Origin of the sequence: Coleofasciculus sp. D1-CHI-01 (assembly GCF_040218875.1) — a bacterium.
Classification (GTDB): domain Bacteria; phylum Cyanobacteriota; class Cyanobacteriia; order Cyanobacteriales; family Coleofasciculaceae; genus Coleofasciculus.
In genome coordinates, this window is sequence record NZ_JAVJQP010000049.1 from 14,954 (window position 1) to 32,723 (window position 17,770).

The 17,770-nt window shown below is 46.3% G+C and carries 14 protein-coding genes and 1 tRNA gene; 5 read left to right on the forward strand and 10 right to left on the reverse strand.

Going from position 1 to position 17,770, the window contains the following annotated elements; translation table 11 throughout:
• Positions 1-263: 263 nt before the first annotated feature.
• The gene (locus RIB93_RS09190; RefSeq protein ID WP_446372510.1) at positions 264-1,832 is read right to left on the reverse strand and encodes a S8 family serine peptidase; all 1,569 of its coding nucleotides are present in this window, start codon (positions 1,830-1,832) and stop codon (positions 264-266) included.
• A gap of 293 nt (positions 1,833-2,125) precedes the next feature.
• On the opposite strand from RIB93_RS09190, the gene rpe reads away from it, so the two are divergent.
• The 3 genes from rpe to larA all read left to right on the forward strand — a co-directional run bounded on the left by rpe (position 2,126) and on the right by larA (position 5,139).
• Positions 2,126-2,833: a ribulose-phosphate 3-epimerase gene (gene rpe / locus RIB93_RS09195; protein ID WP_446372424.1), complete on the forward strand. Its 708-nt coding sequence runs from the start codon at positions 2,126-2,128 to the stop codon at positions 2,831-2,833.
• Between the two features lie 362 nt (positions 2,834-3,195).
• Positions 3,196-3,795 carry a Uma2 family endonuclease gene (locus RIB93_RS09200; protein WP_446372426.1) on the forward strand — a complete coding sequence of 200 codons (600 nt, stop codon included), beginning with the start codon at positions 3,196-3,198 and terminating at the stop codon, positions 3,793-3,795.
• A gap of 57 nt (positions 3,796-3,852) precedes the next feature.
• On the forward strand, positions 3,853-5,139 hold the full coding sequence (gene larA, locus RIB93_RS09205) for a nickel-dependent lactate racemase (protein WP_446372428.1): 1,287 nt from the start codon (positions 3,853-3,855) through the stop codon (positions 5,137-5,139).
• 1 nt (position 5,140) lies between these two features.
• On the opposite strand, the gene RIB93_RS09210 is transcribed toward larA, so the two are convergent.
• Positions 5,141-8,500 carry a right-handed parallel beta-helix repeat-containing protein gene (locus RIB93_RS09210; RefSeq protein ID WP_446372430.1) on the reverse strand — a complete coding sequence of 1,120 codons (3,360 nt, stop codon included), beginning with the start codon at positions 8,498-8,500 and terminating at the stop codon, positions 5,141-5,143.
• A 150-nt stretch (positions 8,501-8,650) separates the two neighbouring features.
• Entirely contained in the window at positions 8,651-9,871 is a 1,221-nt protein-coding gene (locus RIB93_RS09215; protein ID WP_446372432.1) for a pentapeptide repeat-containing protein, read from the reverse strand.
• A 165-nt stretch (positions 9,872-10,036) separates the two neighbouring features.
• Between RIB93_RS09215 and RIB93_RS09220 the strand changes: the two genes are divergently transcribed.
• Positions 10,037-11,383 carry a TldD/PmbA family protein gene (locus RIB93_RS09220; protein ID WP_446372434.1) on the forward strand — a complete coding sequence of 449 codons (1,347 nt, stop codon included), beginning with the start codon at positions 10,037-10,039 and terminating at the stop codon, positions 11,381-11,383.
• Between the two features lie 175 nt (positions 11,384-11,558).
• Positions 11,559-12,533, forward strand: coding sequence for a LysR family transcriptional regulator (locus tag RIB93_RS09225; protein ID WP_446372436.1), 975 nt, complete (start codon positions 11,559-11,561; stop codon positions 12,531-12,533).
• 245 nt (positions 12,534-12,778) lie between these two features.
• On the opposite strand, the gene RIB93_RS09230 is transcribed toward RIB93_RS09225, so the two are convergent.
• The 7 genes from RIB93_RS09230 to RIB93_RS09260 all read right to left on the reverse strand — a co-directional run bounded on the left by RIB93_RS09230 (position 12,779) and on the right by RIB93_RS09260 (position 17,767).
• Positions 12,779-12,855: transfer RNA gene (locus RIB93_RS09230), tRNA-Met, on the reverse strand.
• A 117-nt stretch (positions 12,856-12,972) separates the two neighbouring features.
• A complete protein-coding gene (locus RIB93_RS09235) occupies positions 12,973-13,929 on the reverse strand; it encodes an asparaginase (RefSeq protein WP_446372438.1) in 957 nt (318 codons plus the stop codon).
• Between the two features lie 133 nt (positions 13,930-14,062).
• Positions 14,063-14,563 (reverse strand): CGLD27 family protein, encoded by a 501-nt coding sequence (locus tag RIB93_RS09240; RefSeq protein ID WP_446372440.1) that lies wholly within the window; start codon positions 14,561-14,563, stop codon positions 14,063-14,065.
• 14 nt (positions 14,564-14,577) lie between these two features.
• Positions 14,578-15,015, reverse strand: coding sequence for a ribosome silencing factor (gene rsfS / locus RIB93_RS09245; protein ID WP_446372442.1), 438 nt, complete (start codon positions 15,013-15,015; stop codon positions 14,578-14,580).
• Between the two features lie 66 nt (positions 15,016-15,081).
• Positions 15,082-15,669: a bis(5'-nucleosyl)-tetraphosphatase (symmetrical) YqeK gene (gene yqeK, locus RIB93_RS09250; protein ID WP_446372444.1), complete on the reverse strand. Its 588-nt coding sequence runs from the start codon at positions 15,667-15,669 to the stop codon at positions 15,082-15,084.
• 64 nt (positions 15,670-15,733) lie between these two features.
• Positions 15,734-17,062 (reverse strand): glycosyltransferase family 4 protein, encoded by a 1,329-nt coding sequence (locus RIB93_RS09255; RefSeq protein ID WP_446372446.1) that lies wholly within the window; start codon positions 17,060-17,062, stop codon positions 15,734-15,736.
• A 258-nt stretch (positions 17,063-17,320) separates the two neighbouring features.
• Positions 17,321-17,767, reverse strand: coding sequence for an ATP-binding protein (locus tag RIB93_RS09260; protein WP_446372448.1), 447 nt, complete (start codon positions 17,765-17,767; stop codon positions 17,321-17,323).
• Between the last annotated feature and the right edge of the window lie 3 nt (positions 17,768-17,770).

The following is a 17,770-nucleotide window of genomic DNA, read 5'->3' on the forward strand; positions in this document are numbered from 1 at the left end:
TAACGAATCAGCAAGATGCGGCGATTGAAATCGCTGCTACACAAACTAAGTCCGCCTGCGCGGACTGGGTTATAACGGGGGTAGCTAAGCCGGATTTGGTATTAACAATAGGAATCCGCTCAATTTGCTTAGTCTCCCCACTTTTTCCACTGACTATTCAGTTTATTTCTCAATTTAAACCTTGGTCGGGGCGGGTTTATTCACATCTGGGTGAGATAATACACGATAATAGTGAAACCCGCCCCTACACAATAGGCAAAACTCTATCGGTCTGGTACTGTCCACCAGGCTAAGGCGTAAGGTTGAGAGTTTTCATTTTCCTGTTGACGATATTGAACCCGGATTTTATAGCGACCTGAAACCGGAACGGGACAGAATATATGTTCCACACTATCCACTTCACTTACAGAAGCGCAGGTACTTTTACGGGTATTATTTTCATCAAGAGGTATTAGGTAAAGATCGAGATTATTTAAGCCGCGATCGCGAAAACTTTCGCCAACATCATACACCTCATTTCCATTCTCATCGTTTAACTCAACCAACCGATCCCACGCCAGTGTCAGCGCCACATAACTATCTGCCTTTAACGGTTTTTCTAAGACATAATCCTGGAACGATTCGCTCTTAACTGAACTATAATCCCAACCCACAGGCGGTACAGCTTCCGTGTAACCCCACTGACCGGGACTAAATTGTTGATAGGCGCGGAAAACATTGAGGTGTCCGGTTCCCATTTGCATATCAAGGGGAATTTTGGCATTGAGATAAGCATCCGATTCTACCCAGGTGTAATTATCTTTACTCAACAGGGTGCGACTCATTCCCAGATGCAACCCATCCCCCTCGTCTTGGATTTTGTCAGCAGAGTTGAGTAGCACCGCTTTCATCACTTCATGGCGTCTCGAATCGGTTGTCCATTGGGGTTGATTGGCGTTGAGTTGGCGATCGCCAAATTCTTGAATCAGGGCGACTGAGGCGGTAATATGAGGCGCGGCGAAACTTGTCCCACTCACTTCGACAATTTTTCCATCCAGGTCGTAGACTAATATTTGACTTCCTGGCGCGACTAAATTAATCGCACGACGAGTTCCCTGGTTAATTTCCCGTTGAATTAAACGCCGACCAATTCCCTCTGGCAGATCACTCAAGTTGGCAAAGTCTACCTTGGCAAATTGTCCTTGTCGTTGAGTGGTATAGGCAGTGGTAATCCCGTTATAGTGATCAGTGGGAATGGGAATGCCACCTTTACCTTGGTTGCCTGCAATCACGTAGAGAACATTATGAGTCCGGGCTGACCAATCAATACATTTTGTTAACAGGGCATTGCCATCGAGCGCTGCTTGTGATCCTCTGGCATCTCGTTGCAGAGATTCGCCAAAACTAAAGTTAATTGCCCGAACATCACCACTATTTTGCAGAGCAACATGCTGGGAGGACAGGCATTCTTCCGGCTGTCCACTGCGGATTGGGGAACCAACAGCCGAAGCGTAGAGTCTCGCACCGGGCGCAACGCCGGTTAAGGTTTTATCTTTACTCACCATGACACCCGCCACCATTGCTGCATGGGTATCCACATCCGTATCCGCTTTCGCGGGTCGATCGCGATAAAAGACTCGTTCCAGTGCGATCGCGGGATTCCAAGATACGGCTTTATCAACGCCAAATAAGCCCGGTCTACCGATTTCTACCTGACCAATGGCGATCTTATGACCTCTCAAGTGGTAGGGGGAAGCATGGAGTCGTAATGCATCAATTCCAGCTTCTCCAATCGAGATCGGTGACGCTAGGATTGGGGTAGTGAGGGTAGAGAGTCCCACACCTCCAATCATCCATCCCAGTTTTTTGATCAGCGACCGCATAGCCAAGGCAGGTTCTCCTAACTTGAAAATAGTTGTGAGGGTATTGGGGTGGGTTTAGCCACTTCGTATCGCTATTAATGATAACGTTTCTACACAGCTTCCCTTGCTAAGGTTTTTATCGGGATTGATGCCATTGATGACGGTGGCTGGGAGGCGAGATTTGTCGATTCAGTCAATTAGGTCACGTTTGATTAGGGGATTGCTAAAGACTTTGTTAAGATAAAACTTAACACAACAGAGGACTTAGGAGAGTATCACCAGTTATGAGCCAAACGCAATCCCAAAAACCCATCGTCGTTGCCCCCTCCATTTTATCCGCCGATTTTAGTAGATTGGGGGAACAAGTACAGGCAGTGGATGCTGCTGGTGCTGACTGGATTCACGTTGATGTGATGGATGGGCGGTTTGTCCCCAATATTACGATCGGTCCTCTGATTGTCAAAGCACTGCGCCCAGTGACGAAAAAGCCTCTGGATGTCCACTTGATGATTGTGGAACCAGAAAAGTATGTTGAGGATTTTGCCGAAGCCGGGGCGGATATTATTTCGGTTCATGCCGAACATAACGCTTCCCCCCATTTGCACCGCACCCTGACTCAGATTAAAGAATTGGGTAAGCAAGCGGGTGTGGTACTTAACCCTTCAACCCCCTTAGAGTTGATTGACTATGTGTTAGATGTCTGCGACTTGGTGTTGATTATGAGTGTCAACCCCGGTTTTGGTGGTCAAAGCTTTATTCCGGGTGTACTTACCAAAATTCGCAAGTTGCGTCAGATCTGCGATGAACGCGGACTCGATCCCTGGATTGAAGTGGATGGTGGACTCAAAGCCGACAACACCTGGCAAGTTTTGGAAGCTGGCGCTAACGCGATCGTTTCTGGTTCGGGTGTGTTTAAGCAGGATGATTACGCCAAAGCGATTACCGGAATTCGCAATAGCAAGCGTCCCGAACCGGAATTAGCCAGGGTTTAACCCGAACAAGGTGGAATGGTATCATTCCTTTCCCTGTTTGATGTCAACTTAAGCTGAAAGCCAGAAAAACTTATATCTTGCACCCGTCTCACCAACCGCCTTGGCTTAAAACCCAAGGAACCCAAGCGAAAGTCAGAATCGAGTTGACTGGATAAGAATTGTAGTCGTCTTTAGACGACTTGTGCTTTTAGCCAAGAACTTGAGTTCTTGGCGGGTGTCAAGGCTTACTGACTCTCGGTGCAAGATATCAGAAAAACCGATTTGTCGGGGTGGGTTTTACCGATAAGGTTTGGCAACAACCGATAACGTAACTAACCCGCCCTGGTTGGGTTCATTTCTTAAACGCTTTTTCCTGATCAGCCATGGAAGCAATAACTTTGCATGTTCCCACCACGGTAACTCTAACCGATGAGCAATTCTATCAGTTGTGCATGGCAAATGAAGAACATCGGATGGAACTAACGGCTGAAGGAGACTTGATTATTATGCCGCCAACGGGTGGAGAAAGTGGGATTAGAAATTCGGATTTAAATGCTGATTTGGTAATCTGGAACCGCCAGACTCGACTCGGTTATGTCTTTGATTCCTCGACTATTTTTAAATTACCCAATGGTGCTAAACTATCGCCTGATGTTTCTTGGGTGATGCGAGAACGATGGGAAGCGTTATCTCCGGAAGATAGACGGCGATTTCCACCCCTGTGTCCAGACTTTGTGATTGAGTTACGTTCTGAAACCGATAGCCTCCCCCCCCTGCAACGCAAAATGGAGGAGTATCTTGCCAATGGTTTACGGCTAGGTTGGTTACTTGATCCGCAAACGCCTTTAGCAGCAATTTACCGTCCTGATCGAGAGGTGGAAACGTTGAATTTCTCCACTCAACCAATATCTTCTATTTTATCAGGGGAATCAGTACTTCCCGAATTTATTCTTGATTTGACTTCTATTTTTAATTTTGAGTGAACCGATTTGATTAATCGTACCAAATCCTAATGACAAATGACAAATGACAAATGACAAATGTACCAAGTTCCTTACGGAAAAACGTTTCTAGACTTTGATTTACCGCCAGGAATGCGGGGGACATTAGTGAAGTCTGAAGCCGTCCAACCCCTGACAGATGTTGAGGGTGCGATCGCGCAAACTCTCTCAACCCCGATCAATTCCCCATCCTTAGACCAATTGGCACATCCAGGCGATCGCGTTTGTATTGTGTTTACGGATATCACCCGCGATAGTCCCGATCAGGTATTGATTCCACCGATATTACATCAGTTAGAAAAAGCTGGGGTACGTGACCAAGATATTACCCTATTGTGCGGGATTGGTATGCATCGCCCTAGCACCCTGGTAGAAAAGGTGACGAAGTTAGGACAAGCGGTAGTTGATCGGTATCGGGTGATTGACCATGAACCGCAAAACCCGGATCAATTAGTAGACTTAGGTGTTGTTAATGATATCCCTTTATCGGTTAATAAAGTAGCTTATCATGCCGATATCCTCATCGCCACTGGAATTGTCGAACCTCATCAATATGCTGGCTATTCGGGTGGGTGTAAAACCGTTGCTGTAGGGGCGGCTGGAGAACCCTTAATTGCCTATAGTCATGGTCCTGAGTTTATCGATCATCCCCATTGTCGCCTGGGTAAACTTGAGGGAAATCCGTTTCAGCAGGCGGTGACAGAGGCGGCGATGCGGGCGGGATTAGGGTTTATTATTAATGTGGTTCTGGATGATAAAAAACGGATTGTTTCGGTATTAGCAGGAGAACCCATAGAAACCCATAAACAACTGGTCGAACAAGCGAAAACCTTTAATCAAGTCTCTATTTCTCAGCAATACGATGTGGTAATTGGTGGGGTGGGATTTCCCAAAGATGCTAACCTTTATCAAGCCAGTCGTGCAGCGAGTTATCTGTTTTTTGCCCCGACTCCGGTTGTGCGTCCAAGCGGTTATTTTATTATCCCCGCCCAATGTCCAGAAGGGGTGGGTGAAGGAGTAGGAGAACAGCGTTTCTTGGCGGCGATGCGAGATATCCCTTCTGTACAACAGATTCTACAGGAAGGGCGTAAACATGGGTATCCACCGGGTCAACAACGTGCCTTTGTTATGGCAAAGGTTTTAGAACAAAATTCGGTAATTATTGTTGGAAGTGATTATCCAGAGGTTGTGGAAGCTTGTAAAATGATTCCAGCCGCGACGATGGATGAAGCGTTAGTGAGGGTGGCTTCTGACTTAGGCAAGGATTTGGATGTGTTAGTTGTTCCTCATGCGTTGCTGACGTTACCTGTAATCAGTCATCAGTGATTTATCTCAATAGAGCATGAAATAAATTGTAGGTTGGGTTGTCAATTCCTTCATCACCATTATTCCTAATTGTATTCCCCGAAATCGTCAGATTTTCGATGATTGTATTACCTTCAATACCAATGCCAATACCATCGCCTCGGGTTGGATTGCTGCCGCCATTGTTTTCTATTGTATTTCCCTCAATTCTCAAATTGACGATGGGATCGCCGAAAGGAACACCTAAGCCGATCAGGATGGCATCTTCGTAATTATCAAACAATGAATTGTTTGAAAGCGTTATATTCACAGAACCTGTATCATTGTTGATCACAATACCTTGTCCACTTGGAGGGATTTGAGGGTCAGGCTTAAAACCCATTGTACCAGAAATTGTATTTGTACTAATTTCAATTCTTCCTGTAACATTATTGAGTAAAATACCTTGACCTGTTAAGGGTAAAACAGTATTATTATCAATTGTTTCTGAAATAATATTGTCAGTAATGTTGACTTCTTCATTCACATTTTCAAGGAAAATTCCTTGATTAGTTGCCCCTTCAATGCGGTTATTTGTCAGGGTAACATTACTGAGATCGGTTCCAGAAATACCACTATCGTCAGTATTCCGAATCTCAAATCCAGAAATAGCGATCGCACCCGTAGAATCAGAGAGTTCAATTCCTTGATTTGCCTGAGTAATCTGGCTTCCCTCATTGGCGGCTATATTCACTGTTCCCGTGACATTGCTAACGGATATGCCGTTAATGTTATCAAGTGGATCAGTAATCGTGATCGTGCTATTGCTAATATCAACTGTACCCCTAACCCCGTTAAGAGAGATACCGTTTGTTGATGAATTGATACTGGTAAGGGTGCTATCTGAAAGTGTGGCATTATTAATATTCCTTACTTCGACAACTGCACCCTCTATACTTGAGACGGTTACACCAGATAAATTAATCGCACCTGTACTTTCAGATAGGGAAATTCCGGCTTGATTTCCCTGTGTAGTAATAAGACTTCCTGTATTAGCGGAAATTGTCGCGATTCCTTGGATATTCGTGGCGAGGATACCGTTACTCGTGGGATTTTCAATCGTGATTGTGCTATCACTGATATCGAAATTACCGCTAACTGTGTCCAGAGAAATCCCTGCGGTTGCGGAATTGGTACTGGTGAGATTGCTATTCGCGATCGCGCCATTATTAATATTCCTTACTTCAACAACTGCACCCTCTGTACTCTCCACGGTTATACCCGATAAATTAATCGCACCTGTACTTTCAGTTAGAGAAATTCCAGCTTGATTTCCTTCAGTAGTAATCTGACTTCCTGTATTAGCGGAAATTGTCGCGATTCCTTGGATATTCGTAGCGAGGATACCGTTACTGGCTGGATTTTCAATCGTGATTGTGCTATCGCTGATATCGAAATTCCCGCTAACTGTGTCCAGAGAAATCCCTGCGGCTGTGGAATTTGTACTGGTGAGAGTGCTATTCGCGATCGCGCCATTATTAATATTCCTTACTTCGAGAACTGCACCCTCTATACTTGAGACGGTTACGCCAGATAAATTAATCGCACCTGTACTTTCAGATAGGGAAATTCCGGCTTGATTTCCCTCAGTAGTAATTTGACTTCCTTGATTGGCTGAAATTGTCGCGATTCCTTGGATATTCGTAGCGAGGATACCGTTACTGGCGGGATTTTCAATCGTGATTGTGCTATCGCTGATATCGAAATTACCGCTAACTGTGTCTAAAGAAATCCCTGCGGTTGCGGAATTGGTACTGGTGAGAGTGCTATTCGCGATCGCAACATCATTCACTGATGTAACACTTAAGCTAGGAACGCCATTTCCCGCAATCTCACTATTGGAAAATGAAATAAAACCGCCAGTATTTTCCAGTAATACCCCAGCTTGACTGGAACTGGTAATCATACTGTCTCGCACTTCCCCATTTTGAATACCCCTGGCGACAATTCCTGGATTGGTTACTCCAGTTATTGTAAATCCGGATAACACCGTATTATTTCCCAACGTTACTGTATCCATTACCTGAGGAAAAACACCAGCATCGGATAAGGGAAGTTGTACGCGACCAAATTCTATTGTATCCAATTGTTGCATCGGTGCTGTGGACAAAACTTGCACCTGATCAGGAATTGTAAAAGCCGGAATACCGGGATTAGTTCCCGCTTGTACATAAACAATATCATTCCCATCAGATTGCGTCGCGGCTAGGGCTAAATCGACTGTTCCAAACGGTGTTTCAACTGTACCATTTCCACCACTTGCACCTAAATTAACGTGCTGAAAGATATAAGGTTCACCGGTTTGGGGATTCGTTGCGGCGGTAGTAATTTCTTCGCTGAAAAAATCCGATTCTGTTTGACTATCAACCGTGATACTGGAAGTACGTCCCACACCATCCCCTAAACGGGATAAAATACCAGCATCCCCTGAGGAACGAGTTTTCCCGAAAATCGCCCCCACACTAACAATTACATTTGTGCCAAATATCTGATCCTCTTGCAGCGCCACACCGAAATTTAAGCTATCCGTGGGTTGTACTTCCAATCGCATCCGCCAACCCAGACTGGAATCACTTCCGGTTGCGTCATAATAATAAAGTCCACCATAGCCTCGTAATCCTCCCCCTTCACCCCATTGCGCCAATCTTGCACCGACTTCCAGATCAAACCCCGTCATTGCTGCTTCAAAGTGGCGCACTTGTCCCCGTTGTCGTTGTCCCTGAACCACTAAAAAATGGTCAGAAAAGAAGCGATCAGTCAGTTGAAATCCGGTATCAAATGTTGTTTCATCTACTAAATCGCGAGTATCACCCAGAGGAAAATAACCATTGAGGCGCACATCCCAAACCTCTCCCAAGGTTTCCAACCCCACACCGAGTTGATTGAATGTACTATTTCCCGTATCCCGACGATCAAAACCCACATAACCGCCAAAAATCCGATTCAGGGACTGATTATAAAAGCGGTGTCCAAATAAGAGATTACCACCGACATTCGCGCTATTATCTAACTGCAATCGTCCCTCTAAAAATGTCAGCGTACTACCGGGATTTTGTAGCAGCGGGAGAAAACTGTCCAAGCGGGTAAAACCATCGTATCCCGCACCGGAAGTACTGTACCCAATTCCCCAGCGAGGTTTAATTTGTAGTGTTGTTAAATCTGGAGAGGTAGACGGGGGAGAGTCTGGTGTCTGCGCTTGCAGCGGACTCCCCAAGGAGGGGTGATAGTGAAGAACAGCATCGGCTTTTGGGAGTAATGGAATCTCCGTTTGTGCTATAGCCGCCGGAATCAAGAGAGGGGTGAAACAGAAGCTAGTCCAGAGTAATCTAACCAAGCTGTTCATACACGCGATCGCCAATCGATTTTTTTACCTTAACCTACACTCAACAGAAGCACCCCCAATTCCTGACAATGGAATACTTTTTTAAACTAAATTTAGTTTAGTTCTGATGTACTATAGAAAAGGTCAAGCCTGACTCAGGATTAACGGATTTCAACGCCCTAATTTATTACTAATCCCATCGCACCCTCCCGGAATCGTTAGGCGAGACTGTTCACCGCACCAGGAACAGCAGTATTGACGTTGTTCCTCTCCTAACCGTTGCACCCCAGTAAAATTAATTCCCTCCACCACGGCACCCGTGTGAATTCCAGTGCGATAATCAGGCGGTTCAGTACGACTGCGAGGATTGGCGGTTTCCACTGATCCATAGAACAGGCGCACACCCTGGAGATCAGAACCGGATAAATTGGCTTTATAGAGAATCGTGCGAGACAAATTCGCTCCGGCTAGGTCACAATTGCTTAGATTGGCTTGAACCATATTGGCTTCACTTAATTCTGTCCAGCGTAGATCCGTACCTGCCAAATTAGCCCCGGCTAACATAACATTTAGTGCAATAACCCGCACGCCATAAACCCGATCTTCTTGATACCCGCCATAACCATCTAAAATAGGACGTCCCAAGTGGCGATCGCGTTTTAAGGGTGTCAGTAATCGGGATTGAGACAAAAACCGTAAAACTTTGGCTTTACCTGCGGCGTCTACGCTCTTAACAATAGCAGCGGTTCGTCCTTCACAAAACGCTCGTTCTTGGGGCCAATCTTCTAGCAATCCTTCATCATCTAAAGCCAGATCACAAATTCCCTGAAAATAAGCATCAATAGTTTGCTGTTGGGTAATTGTATTTTGCTGAATGGTGAGATCCTTAGAAATAACATACTGACGCCAAGCGATATAGACAGCGAGAATAGCAATCAGAATTTGCCCTAACGCACCAATCCATTCTGCTAAAGAACCCACCGAATCAAACGCTTTGGTAAACCCGGTTAACGCCGCAATCCCCACAATTGCCACAATCACACCACAAACCGCAATCACTTGCGATCGCTGCTCTTGAGAGAGAGATTTGTGAAACCATTGTTGTAAGGGTGACCAAATCACCGACACAGAGAGGAGTAACGTGACAATGACCCCGGCGAGAATCACCCAGTTGTTATCCAGAACTAAGCCAACAATCAAAACCGCGATCGCGCTGAGGGTGACAATAGAGGGATTAGCCAATGCTTTACTGTTAGGATTTTGTCGCTCAGAGAATTGAGTCGGAGACACAGCCGACACCTGATCAGAAGCCTGGGATGAGATTGGCTCAGGATTAGGGTTCGTTGACTGGATGGCTGGATTAGACGGAGAAGGATCGGGCGGGTTGGTCATAGTTTGCCAGTGCAGCAGTGGAAGCAGATACAAAAGATTTTAACGACACTGATCGTGTAGAGTGGGCATTGCCAGCTCACTACGCCTCTGGGCAAATTATGATAATTTAAGGGCTTGATCAGAAATTATGTCTCTATACCCACCCTACCCCTAGAGTAAACCGCCGTGACACCAGCTACAGCCCCGACATTAGTCAGTGAAGACCAAGCTTTATCCTTGGTTGATTCGGTGATTCAGCAATCTCAAGCCGAAGGGGTATTCGTCAGCGTAAGTTCCAGCGAATCTGCCCTCAGCCGCTTCTCAGAAAATCAAATTAGCCAGAATATTAACCGCCATAAATTTACTCTCACCGTTACCAGTTATTTCGGTAAACGCAGCGCATCGGCTTCCACCACAGAATTTTTACCCGATGCAATTACCGATACCATCCAGCGATCCGAAGAATTAGCTCGGATTGCACCTGAAGATCCAGAATGGGTTCCCTTGCTTGAACCCCAAGTCTACGAGTCCCGTGTTCCTGCCTTTGACGACGCCACAGCCACTTTATCACCCTTAGCACGCGGAGAAATGGTACAACAAATCTGTGCTAAGAGTGCTAAAGCTGGAGTGGAAGGTTCTGGACGATTGAGTACTCAAGCCTTTGCTAAAGCTGTAGGAAATTCCCTGGGATTACGCGCCTGCGATCGCGGTACAGAGGCGGAGTTGAGCTTTACGGCTCGAATTGAGGATGGATCGAGTTGGAATCAGCGTACAGCCTTTGCTATTGCTCAGTTACCCCTAGATTCCCTAATTGAACCCCTGATTGAGCGGGCATTTGCCGCCCGTAATCCCCGTGAAATTCAACCGGGTGTTTACCCTGTCATCTTTAATAATCCGGCGTTTGCGGATGTACTCCCCTGGGTGATCTTCAATTTAAATGCCCGATCCGCCGATGAAGGGCGATCCTTTATGTCTCGCACCGATGACACAGGTCAACCTGTGGGGAATCGCGTTGGTGAATCTCTATTTAGTCCCTTGGTACAAGTGCAACGCCATCCCGCTCATCCCTTGTTGCAGAGAGGAACCTGCTTTAGTGATGGATTGAGTAATCACTATCTGGAGATTATTCAGGATGGAGTGCCTAAAACCTTATCCTATAGTCGCTACTGGGCGCAACAGCAGGGAAAAGAACCGACAGGCTCATTGTTTCCCATCGTTATGTCTGGATCTGAGCAAAGCCTGAGCGATTTGATTGCTCAAACGGAACGGGGAATCTTGGTTAATCGCGCTTGGTATGTGCGCTATGTCAATCCACGTACCTTAGAGGTGACAGGAATGACCCGTGATGGTACATTCTGGATTGAAGATGGGAAAATTGCTTATCCGATTAAAAATCTGCGATTTAACCAAAGTCTGCCGGACATGTTACGGGATATTGATGCTCTGAGTACGGTACAGCGTTTCGGGGGTCGGGTGATGCCAGGGGTACGAGTTAAGGCGTTTAATTTCAGCAGCGTCACTGATAGCGTCTAGAGGGAACAGGGAACAGGGAACGGGGAACAGGCAACAGAGAATAGTATTGGGTAGGGTGGGCATAGCCTATCCTACGGTTCAGCTAAAGATTGAACTTGCCGTATCAAGTATTACTAAGTTGAGGTGAGATATCGATTAAGCTAATCTCACGTTAATATATCTCCGCTACACCATCATGCGTCTAGAGCAGTTACAAGCTTTTTTAGCCGTTGCTGAGACAGGCAGCTTTCAACAAGCCGCCCGTGAATGCGGTGTTACCCAATCGACGATTAGCCGCCAAATTCAAGCGTTGGAAGCTGAAGTAGGGCTACCCTTGCTCCATCGAACGGCTCGGGCGACATTAACCCTAGGAGGCGATCGCTTTTTATTTCGCGCCCGTAAAATCTGCCATGAATGGAAAACCGCCACCCAAGAATTATCTGACTTGTTAGACGGAAAACAACCTGAACTCTGTGTCGCCGCTATTCACTCCGTCTGCGCCCATTACTTGCCCCCGGTTTTACAGCGTTTTTGTCAGGATTATCCCAACGTGCAACTGCGGGTAACGGCATTAGGGAGCGATCGCGCCCTGAAAGTTTTGAAAGATGGTTTGGTTGATTTAGCGATTGTCATGAATAACCGCTATTTAACCGCCAGCGCCGAAATGGTGACGGAGCAATTGTATGACGAACCCATCGAAGTCTTAATGGCAGCCGATCATCCGTTAACCAAATATACCCTAGTGCCTTTGGATGCCCTAACCTGCTATCCCCATGTGATCTTTAAAGATGGTTATGGGATGCAGCGATTGGTACAAGACTTGTTCTCCCGGCAAAGTGGCACCCTTAACGCTAGCTTAGAATTAAATTCCCTGGATGCTTTTCGGGGAGTTGTGCGTCAGGGAAATTTAATTTCGCTGCTACCCCGATCTGCCTTGGTAGAAGCCCTAGGTGATCCGACTCTGGCTGTGCGTTCGATTACCGCTGCTGCTACTGAAAATGGATCACCCCCGAAACAAACCTTGACCCGGCAAGTGGTGTTAGTCACGACACAAGATCGACTGCAAATCCCACCGATTCGCTCTTTTTATAACATGGTGCTGGAACTTATGCCTACCTGTCATACAACAGTTCAAGAGACTGTGGGCAGAACTCCCGCGATCGCTCCTTAGGGGCTGCTGAATAAGTGGTGAGGTGAGGGGGAGATGAGGGAGATGAGGGAGATGAGGGAGATGGGGAAGATGCTGCTTTTAGGCTTGCATTGCAAGGTTTTTGACCGTTTAGGCATCAAAACGAAAGCACTTGTTGGGTCAAAAAATGGATTAAAACCCTTGTGTGGTATACCATCTACACTCATGCAGCAATCCCTACACAAAGCCCCATAAACTCAAGGGTTTACAGGGCTTGCCTTTATATTTGGTGGCGGGAGGCGGATTTGAACCACCGACCTTCGGGTTATGAGCCCGACGAGCTACCAGACTGCTCTATCCCGCGTCGCTTTAAACAGCATAACACCTATTTCCTAAATGTGGCAACTCCAAGCAAAAAAGCCTAGGTGCGGTAGTACAAACAAAGGACAAATGACCAAGGACAAATGACCAATCACCCAATTCAAAAACTCATCGAGAGTTCGCCAATCACCTCTAGACGCTTGAACTCACCGAAATGCATAAAGGTTTCCGCCAAACTTTCCGCCACGGCGGGACTAATCCAACCCATTTGTTTCAAAAGCTGAATCGCTACCGCATATTTAGCGCGTTTGGCTCCATCCATGACTTTAATTGTCATACCCAGTCCTTCACCCACACGACCGATACATTGAACCCCTTCTGATCCAGCTTTACTTACCAGTTCGCCTTGGGTCAATCGCATTAATTCTGTATCAAATGCCCCTTCTCCTGCCACTAGGGTAGGATGATGGGTCATTGCCCGAACAATTCGCTCCATTGCCAAATTGTCACCAGAAGCGAGTTGAGCAAAGAGGGTGGCGATTTGAGCGAGTTGCAAAAAATACGTCGGTGCGCCACAGTCATCGTGTGCCAAAATCAACTCTTCTGGTGGCATCCGCATCAATTCTGCGACTTTGCTCAAAACGAGTCGTTGAACGGGGTGATTGTACTGTAAATAACTATCAATCGACCAATTGCGTTGGCGGCAGACAGCAAGCATACCTGCATGTTTGCCAGAGCAGTTGTATTCTAAGGCACTTTGCTTGCCCGGAGGAATCGGACATTGCAAGGCTGATGGGTCAACATCGCAGCGCCAAAGAATCTTAAACACCTGGCGAACCTGTTCCAGATGACCTTGGTGGGAACTACAAATAATTGCCAAATCTCGGTCGTTAAGATTATATCGTTCCAGGGTTCCCGTTGTGGTAACTGCCAGAGCCTGAAACGGTTTGAGTGCCGAACGAATAAAGGTTGATGTTTCTGAATTGCCCGCTACAGATAGCACACGCCCTCGCTCGTCACAAAGGACAGCTTGAGCGTGGTGGATGGATTCGGCTATGCCTTCCCGGAGTAAACGGACTTCGATCGCTGGTGCTTGATTACGTTTTACCCTTGTCATTCGTTATTCGTCATTGGTCATTGGTCATTGGTCATTTGTAAGAGTTTAGGGAATATTGGCAGAAATTAATAGTGTTGGGTTTATTTCCACCAACCAACTTAATTGTTTTGAGGGAAAACCAAACCATAAATTATCAAGAAAGATTCCATAGCAAGCTGCCACTTATGATCAGAATAGCGATAATGCCCAATGTTCGTTGCAGGCGTTGCAGAATGGGCTGAACTTGATAGGAGACGATCAGGCGATCGCGACTCAGGACTTCTGGCGGCTTCGTCCAGGTTTGACCATCATACCAGCCGGACTCTTCATAGCCGATGGTTTCCTGAGATAAGCGATCGCACACGTAAGACCAACCTAAGTACAGTCGCAGTAACACCAATATCAAAAACACGCCAGCACCTGCGCCACCCGCCAAAATAAACTGTACCAGATCCTGGTGCGGCGCAAAACTAGCGGCGGCGACTGGACCCGCTATTAACCAGCTTAAGCCCCAAACCCAAGCCAGCTTGAGTCCATAATCCCCCAATTCTAGCTTCGCCCAACGGAAAAACCAAGAGTCTTTTAATTCTTGGTACTCATGAATCGGTTGTTGTTCTGTCGGTACGGGACAGAAAGAAACGGACGATTCCCTCATAGTGTTTGTTCAGGTTAGGATTGTTGCGAATTGAATTCAACATATTCGGCGTGACCCCAAAATGCTTCTAGATTATAGAACTCCCGTTCCTGGGGCAGCATAATGTGAACAATCACCTCACCGTAATCCTGAAGCAGCCAGCTTCCATCGGCTTGTCCTTCGGTGCGTAGAGGACGCCGTTGCCAAGTTGTTTCCACTTGATCTTCAATCGACTGAGAAATCGCCCTCACCTGTACCCGTGAAAAGCCTGTTACAATCACAAAATAATCAGCAATATAGGAAACATCTGCCACGCGCAGGATGACAATATTGTCGCCTTTGCGATCATCGGCAGCTTGAGCAATGGTTAATGCCAAATCGGGTCCAGTTTTTTGCTCTTGATTGTCGTTGACAAATAAGGTAGATGAGCGTTGAAATTGGTCTTTTGTCATTTGTTTTTTGTCATTTGTCATTTGTCATTTGTTAGAGTTTGATGATTTTTTATAAAACATAACATTTTTCGGTTGATGTCCATTGACCTACTGAGTCAATTCTGGTTTTTGGCTAAAGCGTTGCACCGCCCAGTTCCGAGTTAAGATCATGCGGGGGTGAATCAGGCGACGGGTATTGAGCAGGTGTTTGACACAGTAGTCGCACGTTAGCCAAACGGCTTTGTGCAGATCAACGCGAGCAATTTTCCGCAAATTTTCTAACTCCGGTGTATTGCCACGACCTGGTTCCAGGCTATCGGCTAAAAACACAACGCAGCTCATCTCACTCATTCCTGGATTTCCTAGCGTGTGCAGCGCGATCGCATTGAGTACAGCGTCCTCTTGGATAGCGAACTGCTCTTTAGCCACGATAGCACTGACATCAGCATGTAACAGATGGGGAGTCGCCGCACAGATTGGATCTATATCGATACCTCCCTCCTTAGCCATTCGCAAGAGTCGCTCTGGCTTAAAGTATTTAGCCAGATCATGCATCAATCCGGCTTGAGCGGCTTGCTCCACATTTAAATGATAATGTCGCGCTAATTCCATAGACATCTGCTCAACCCTCAGGATGTGCTGCATCCGGGCTGTCGGAACATTATCGTTTAGCCAGGTTAAAACCTGATCCCGCATTCGGTCACAAAACTCCTCAAGGCTAAGATTGACTCTATACTATAGGTATTGAATCCATTTTATCTCAACGCTTCTGAAGGGAAGCAAAGAGTTGTTCATAGCGATCAAGCGCTCGGTCAAACGCATAATTTTCTTCGGCATACTTTCTGCCTTTCTCACCCAAAGCTTTGACTTTTTCCGGATGGAGATAGAGATCCAAAATTTCGGCGGCTAAATTTTTGGGATCTTCGGGTTTGACCCTAATACCACCGCCACTTCTTTGAATGGCACTGGCGGCTGTACCTTCGGCTGGCACCGAGGCGATGATGGCACGACCGCTTGCCATCAAAACCGGAATTTTTGAGGGCATATTAAAGTCAATAACGTTGTGCTTTTGCAAGACCAAGCCCACATCGGCGGCGGCTAGCATTTCCGGGAGTTTTTCGCGAGGTTGAAACGGTAGCAGGAGTACGTTGGTGGCTTTACAGGTTTGTTTGTATAGCTGCAATTGTTGCAAGGCTTTAGCTTCTGCTTTCACCAGCGATCGCGCTTTCTTTTGGATCTCAATTTGCCATTCTACCAGCGCCCTCGCTTCTTCTTGCTGCAATCGTTCTAACGCTTTTTCTTCTCCCACAATGACAATGGCAATTTCGGGAACGTGGCGCAGGCGAATCGAAGCCTGGATCACGGTTTCTATGCCTTGGCTTAGCGCTATATTCCCGGAGTACATGACCACAAACTTCCCGTTGAGTCCATGCTCTTGACGGAATTCATTAGGTTCTTTCGGTAAAGGTTTGATGAAATCAACATTCACCCAATTCGGAATCAGCTCAATTTTGCTTTCACTGACTCCCTTCTTCCGCAAGTTTTTAATAAACCCATCAGCAATAACACTAATTTTGGTCGCAGTCCGGTAGGCAAATTTTTCCAAAATGGAAAAGATGCGAATCAGCTTGGGATTGGTCAGAATTTCCAGGTGTACAGCAGCATCTGGTAAAATGTCCTGAAGATTTAGAACCACTGGAACTCGGTGTAGCCATCCTAGGAGTGCTGCGGGTACCGCAACGGGTAGTGGTGGTGCTGTTAAGAAAACGATATCGGGGCGCTTACCCTTTAGAGCATGGACAAAACTTGTTGCCACAAAACTAACTTCCAATAATAATCGGTCGATTAAACTGGGTTCGGGGCGAATCCAGACATAGCTGCGCTGAATCGCTACACCGTTGATCACCTCGGTGCAGTATAATTTGCCTTGGTAGTCTTTATAGACTTCTTTTTGAGGATACCAAGGCATACCCGTAACCACCCGAACCTGATGTCCTCGTTTCACTAACCCCTCAGCGAGTTCGGTCATCAGTGGGGCAATGCCAATGGGTTCGGGAAAATAGTTGTAGGAATAAATCAGAATTCTCATAAATTTTAGGAAAGCAAGTGGGACTTACCCAGTTGGGGCTAATTTTTTCGCCAAACTAGCCGAGTGCCTATCAATCAGGATGTCTAGGCTTATGTTCAAGGACATTGCATGGCTCAATTGCTAAGGAAACACCATTATTGTAGAATCTACCTATTGTAGTTGCCTTTATCAGAATGCCGCATCGTAAGAGTAAGTGCAATCAGCTAGAGGCTGGATAAATTCACGGCTTTTACACATTCCTTCAATGGCTGACGGCATTCAATGGCTCACGGGTACGAGTCGTTTTCCCATAAACAAACAATTGCGTTGATCAGATAAGCGTTGATAAGATAGTTCATCCGTGAATTGCTCCATCAAAATTAATCCTCTGCCTGTTTCCTCTAGAAGGTTACAGCCTTTTTGGTGTAAAGCGTCCAACTTAGCTTGCAAATCGAACGGTTGTCCGTGATCCCAAATCCGCATTTCTAAGCGGTCAGCAAATATCTTCAGCTCCAGCTCAATCGGTGTAGTGTGAGGCAAGTAGCGATGAGCGTGGTGAACCGCGTTGGCAAAGGCTTCATCTAGTGCCACTTTACAATCCACACAAAATTGGCAAGGAAATTGGCGCAAGGCTAGCCGATCAAACCAGGCGAAAATTTTAGCAACAGCGTTGATGTCTGTGGCTACCTTGAGATGCGATTGTTTAAGGGGTTTGTCAGGGTGCATCAA

What these genes read in the sequence shown, in the direction of transcription:
- RIB93_RS09190 (WP_446372510.1), bottom strand. Translation starts at nt 1,832, where the DNA reads ATGATTGGAGGTGTGGGACTCTCTACCCTCACTACCCCAATCCTAGCG.
- rpe (WP_446372424.1), top strand. Translation starts at nt 2,126, where the DNA reads ATGAGCCAAACGCAATCCCAAAAACCCATCGTCGTTGCCCCCTCCATT.
- RIB93_RS09200 (WP_446372426.1), top strand. Translation starts at nt 3,196, where the DNA reads ATGGAAGCAATAACTTTGCATGTTCCCACCACGGTAACTCTAACCGAT.
- larA (WP_446372428.1), top strand. Translation starts at nt 3,853, where the DNA reads ATGTACCAAGTTCCTTACGGAAAAACGTTTCTAGACTTTGATTTACCG.
- RIB93_RS09210 (WP_446372430.1), bottom strand. Translation starts at nt 8,500, where the DNA reads ATGAACAGCTTGGTTAGATTACTCTGGACTAGCTTCTGTTTCACCCCT.
- RIB93_RS09215 (WP_446372432.1), bottom strand. Translation starts at nt 9,871, where the DNA reads ATGACCAACCCGCCCGATCCTTCTCCGTCTAATCCAGCCATCCAGTCA.
- RIB93_RS09225 (WP_446372436.1), top strand. Translation starts at nt 11,559, where the DNA reads ATGCGTCTAGAGCAGTTACAAGCTTTTTTAGCCGTTGCTGAGACAGGC.
- RIB93_RS09235 (WP_446372438.1), bottom strand. Translation starts at nt 13,929, where the DNA reads ATGACAAGGGTAAAACGTAATCAAGCACCAGCGATCGAAGTCCGTTTA.
- RIB93_RS09240 (WP_446372440.1), bottom strand. Translation starts at nt 14,563, where the DNA reads ATGAGGGAATCGTCCGTTTCTTTCTGTCCCGTACCGACAGAACAACAA.
- rsfS (WP_446372442.1), bottom strand. Translation starts at nt 15,015, where the DNA reads ATGACAAATGACAAAAAACAAATGACAAAAGACCAATTTCAACGCTCA.
- yqeK (WP_446372444.1), bottom strand. Translation starts at nt 15,669, where the DNA reads ATGCGGGATCAGGTTTTAACCTGGCTAAACGATAATGTTCCGACAGCC.
- RIB93_RS09255 (WP_446372446.1), bottom strand. Translation starts at nt 17,062, where the DNA reads ATGAGAATTCTGATTTATTCCTACAACTATTTTCCCGAACCCATTGGC.
- RIB93_RS09260 (WP_446372448.1), bottom strand. Translation starts at nt 17,767, where the DNA reads ATGCACCCTGACAAACCCCTTAAACAATCGCATCTCAAGGTAGCCACA.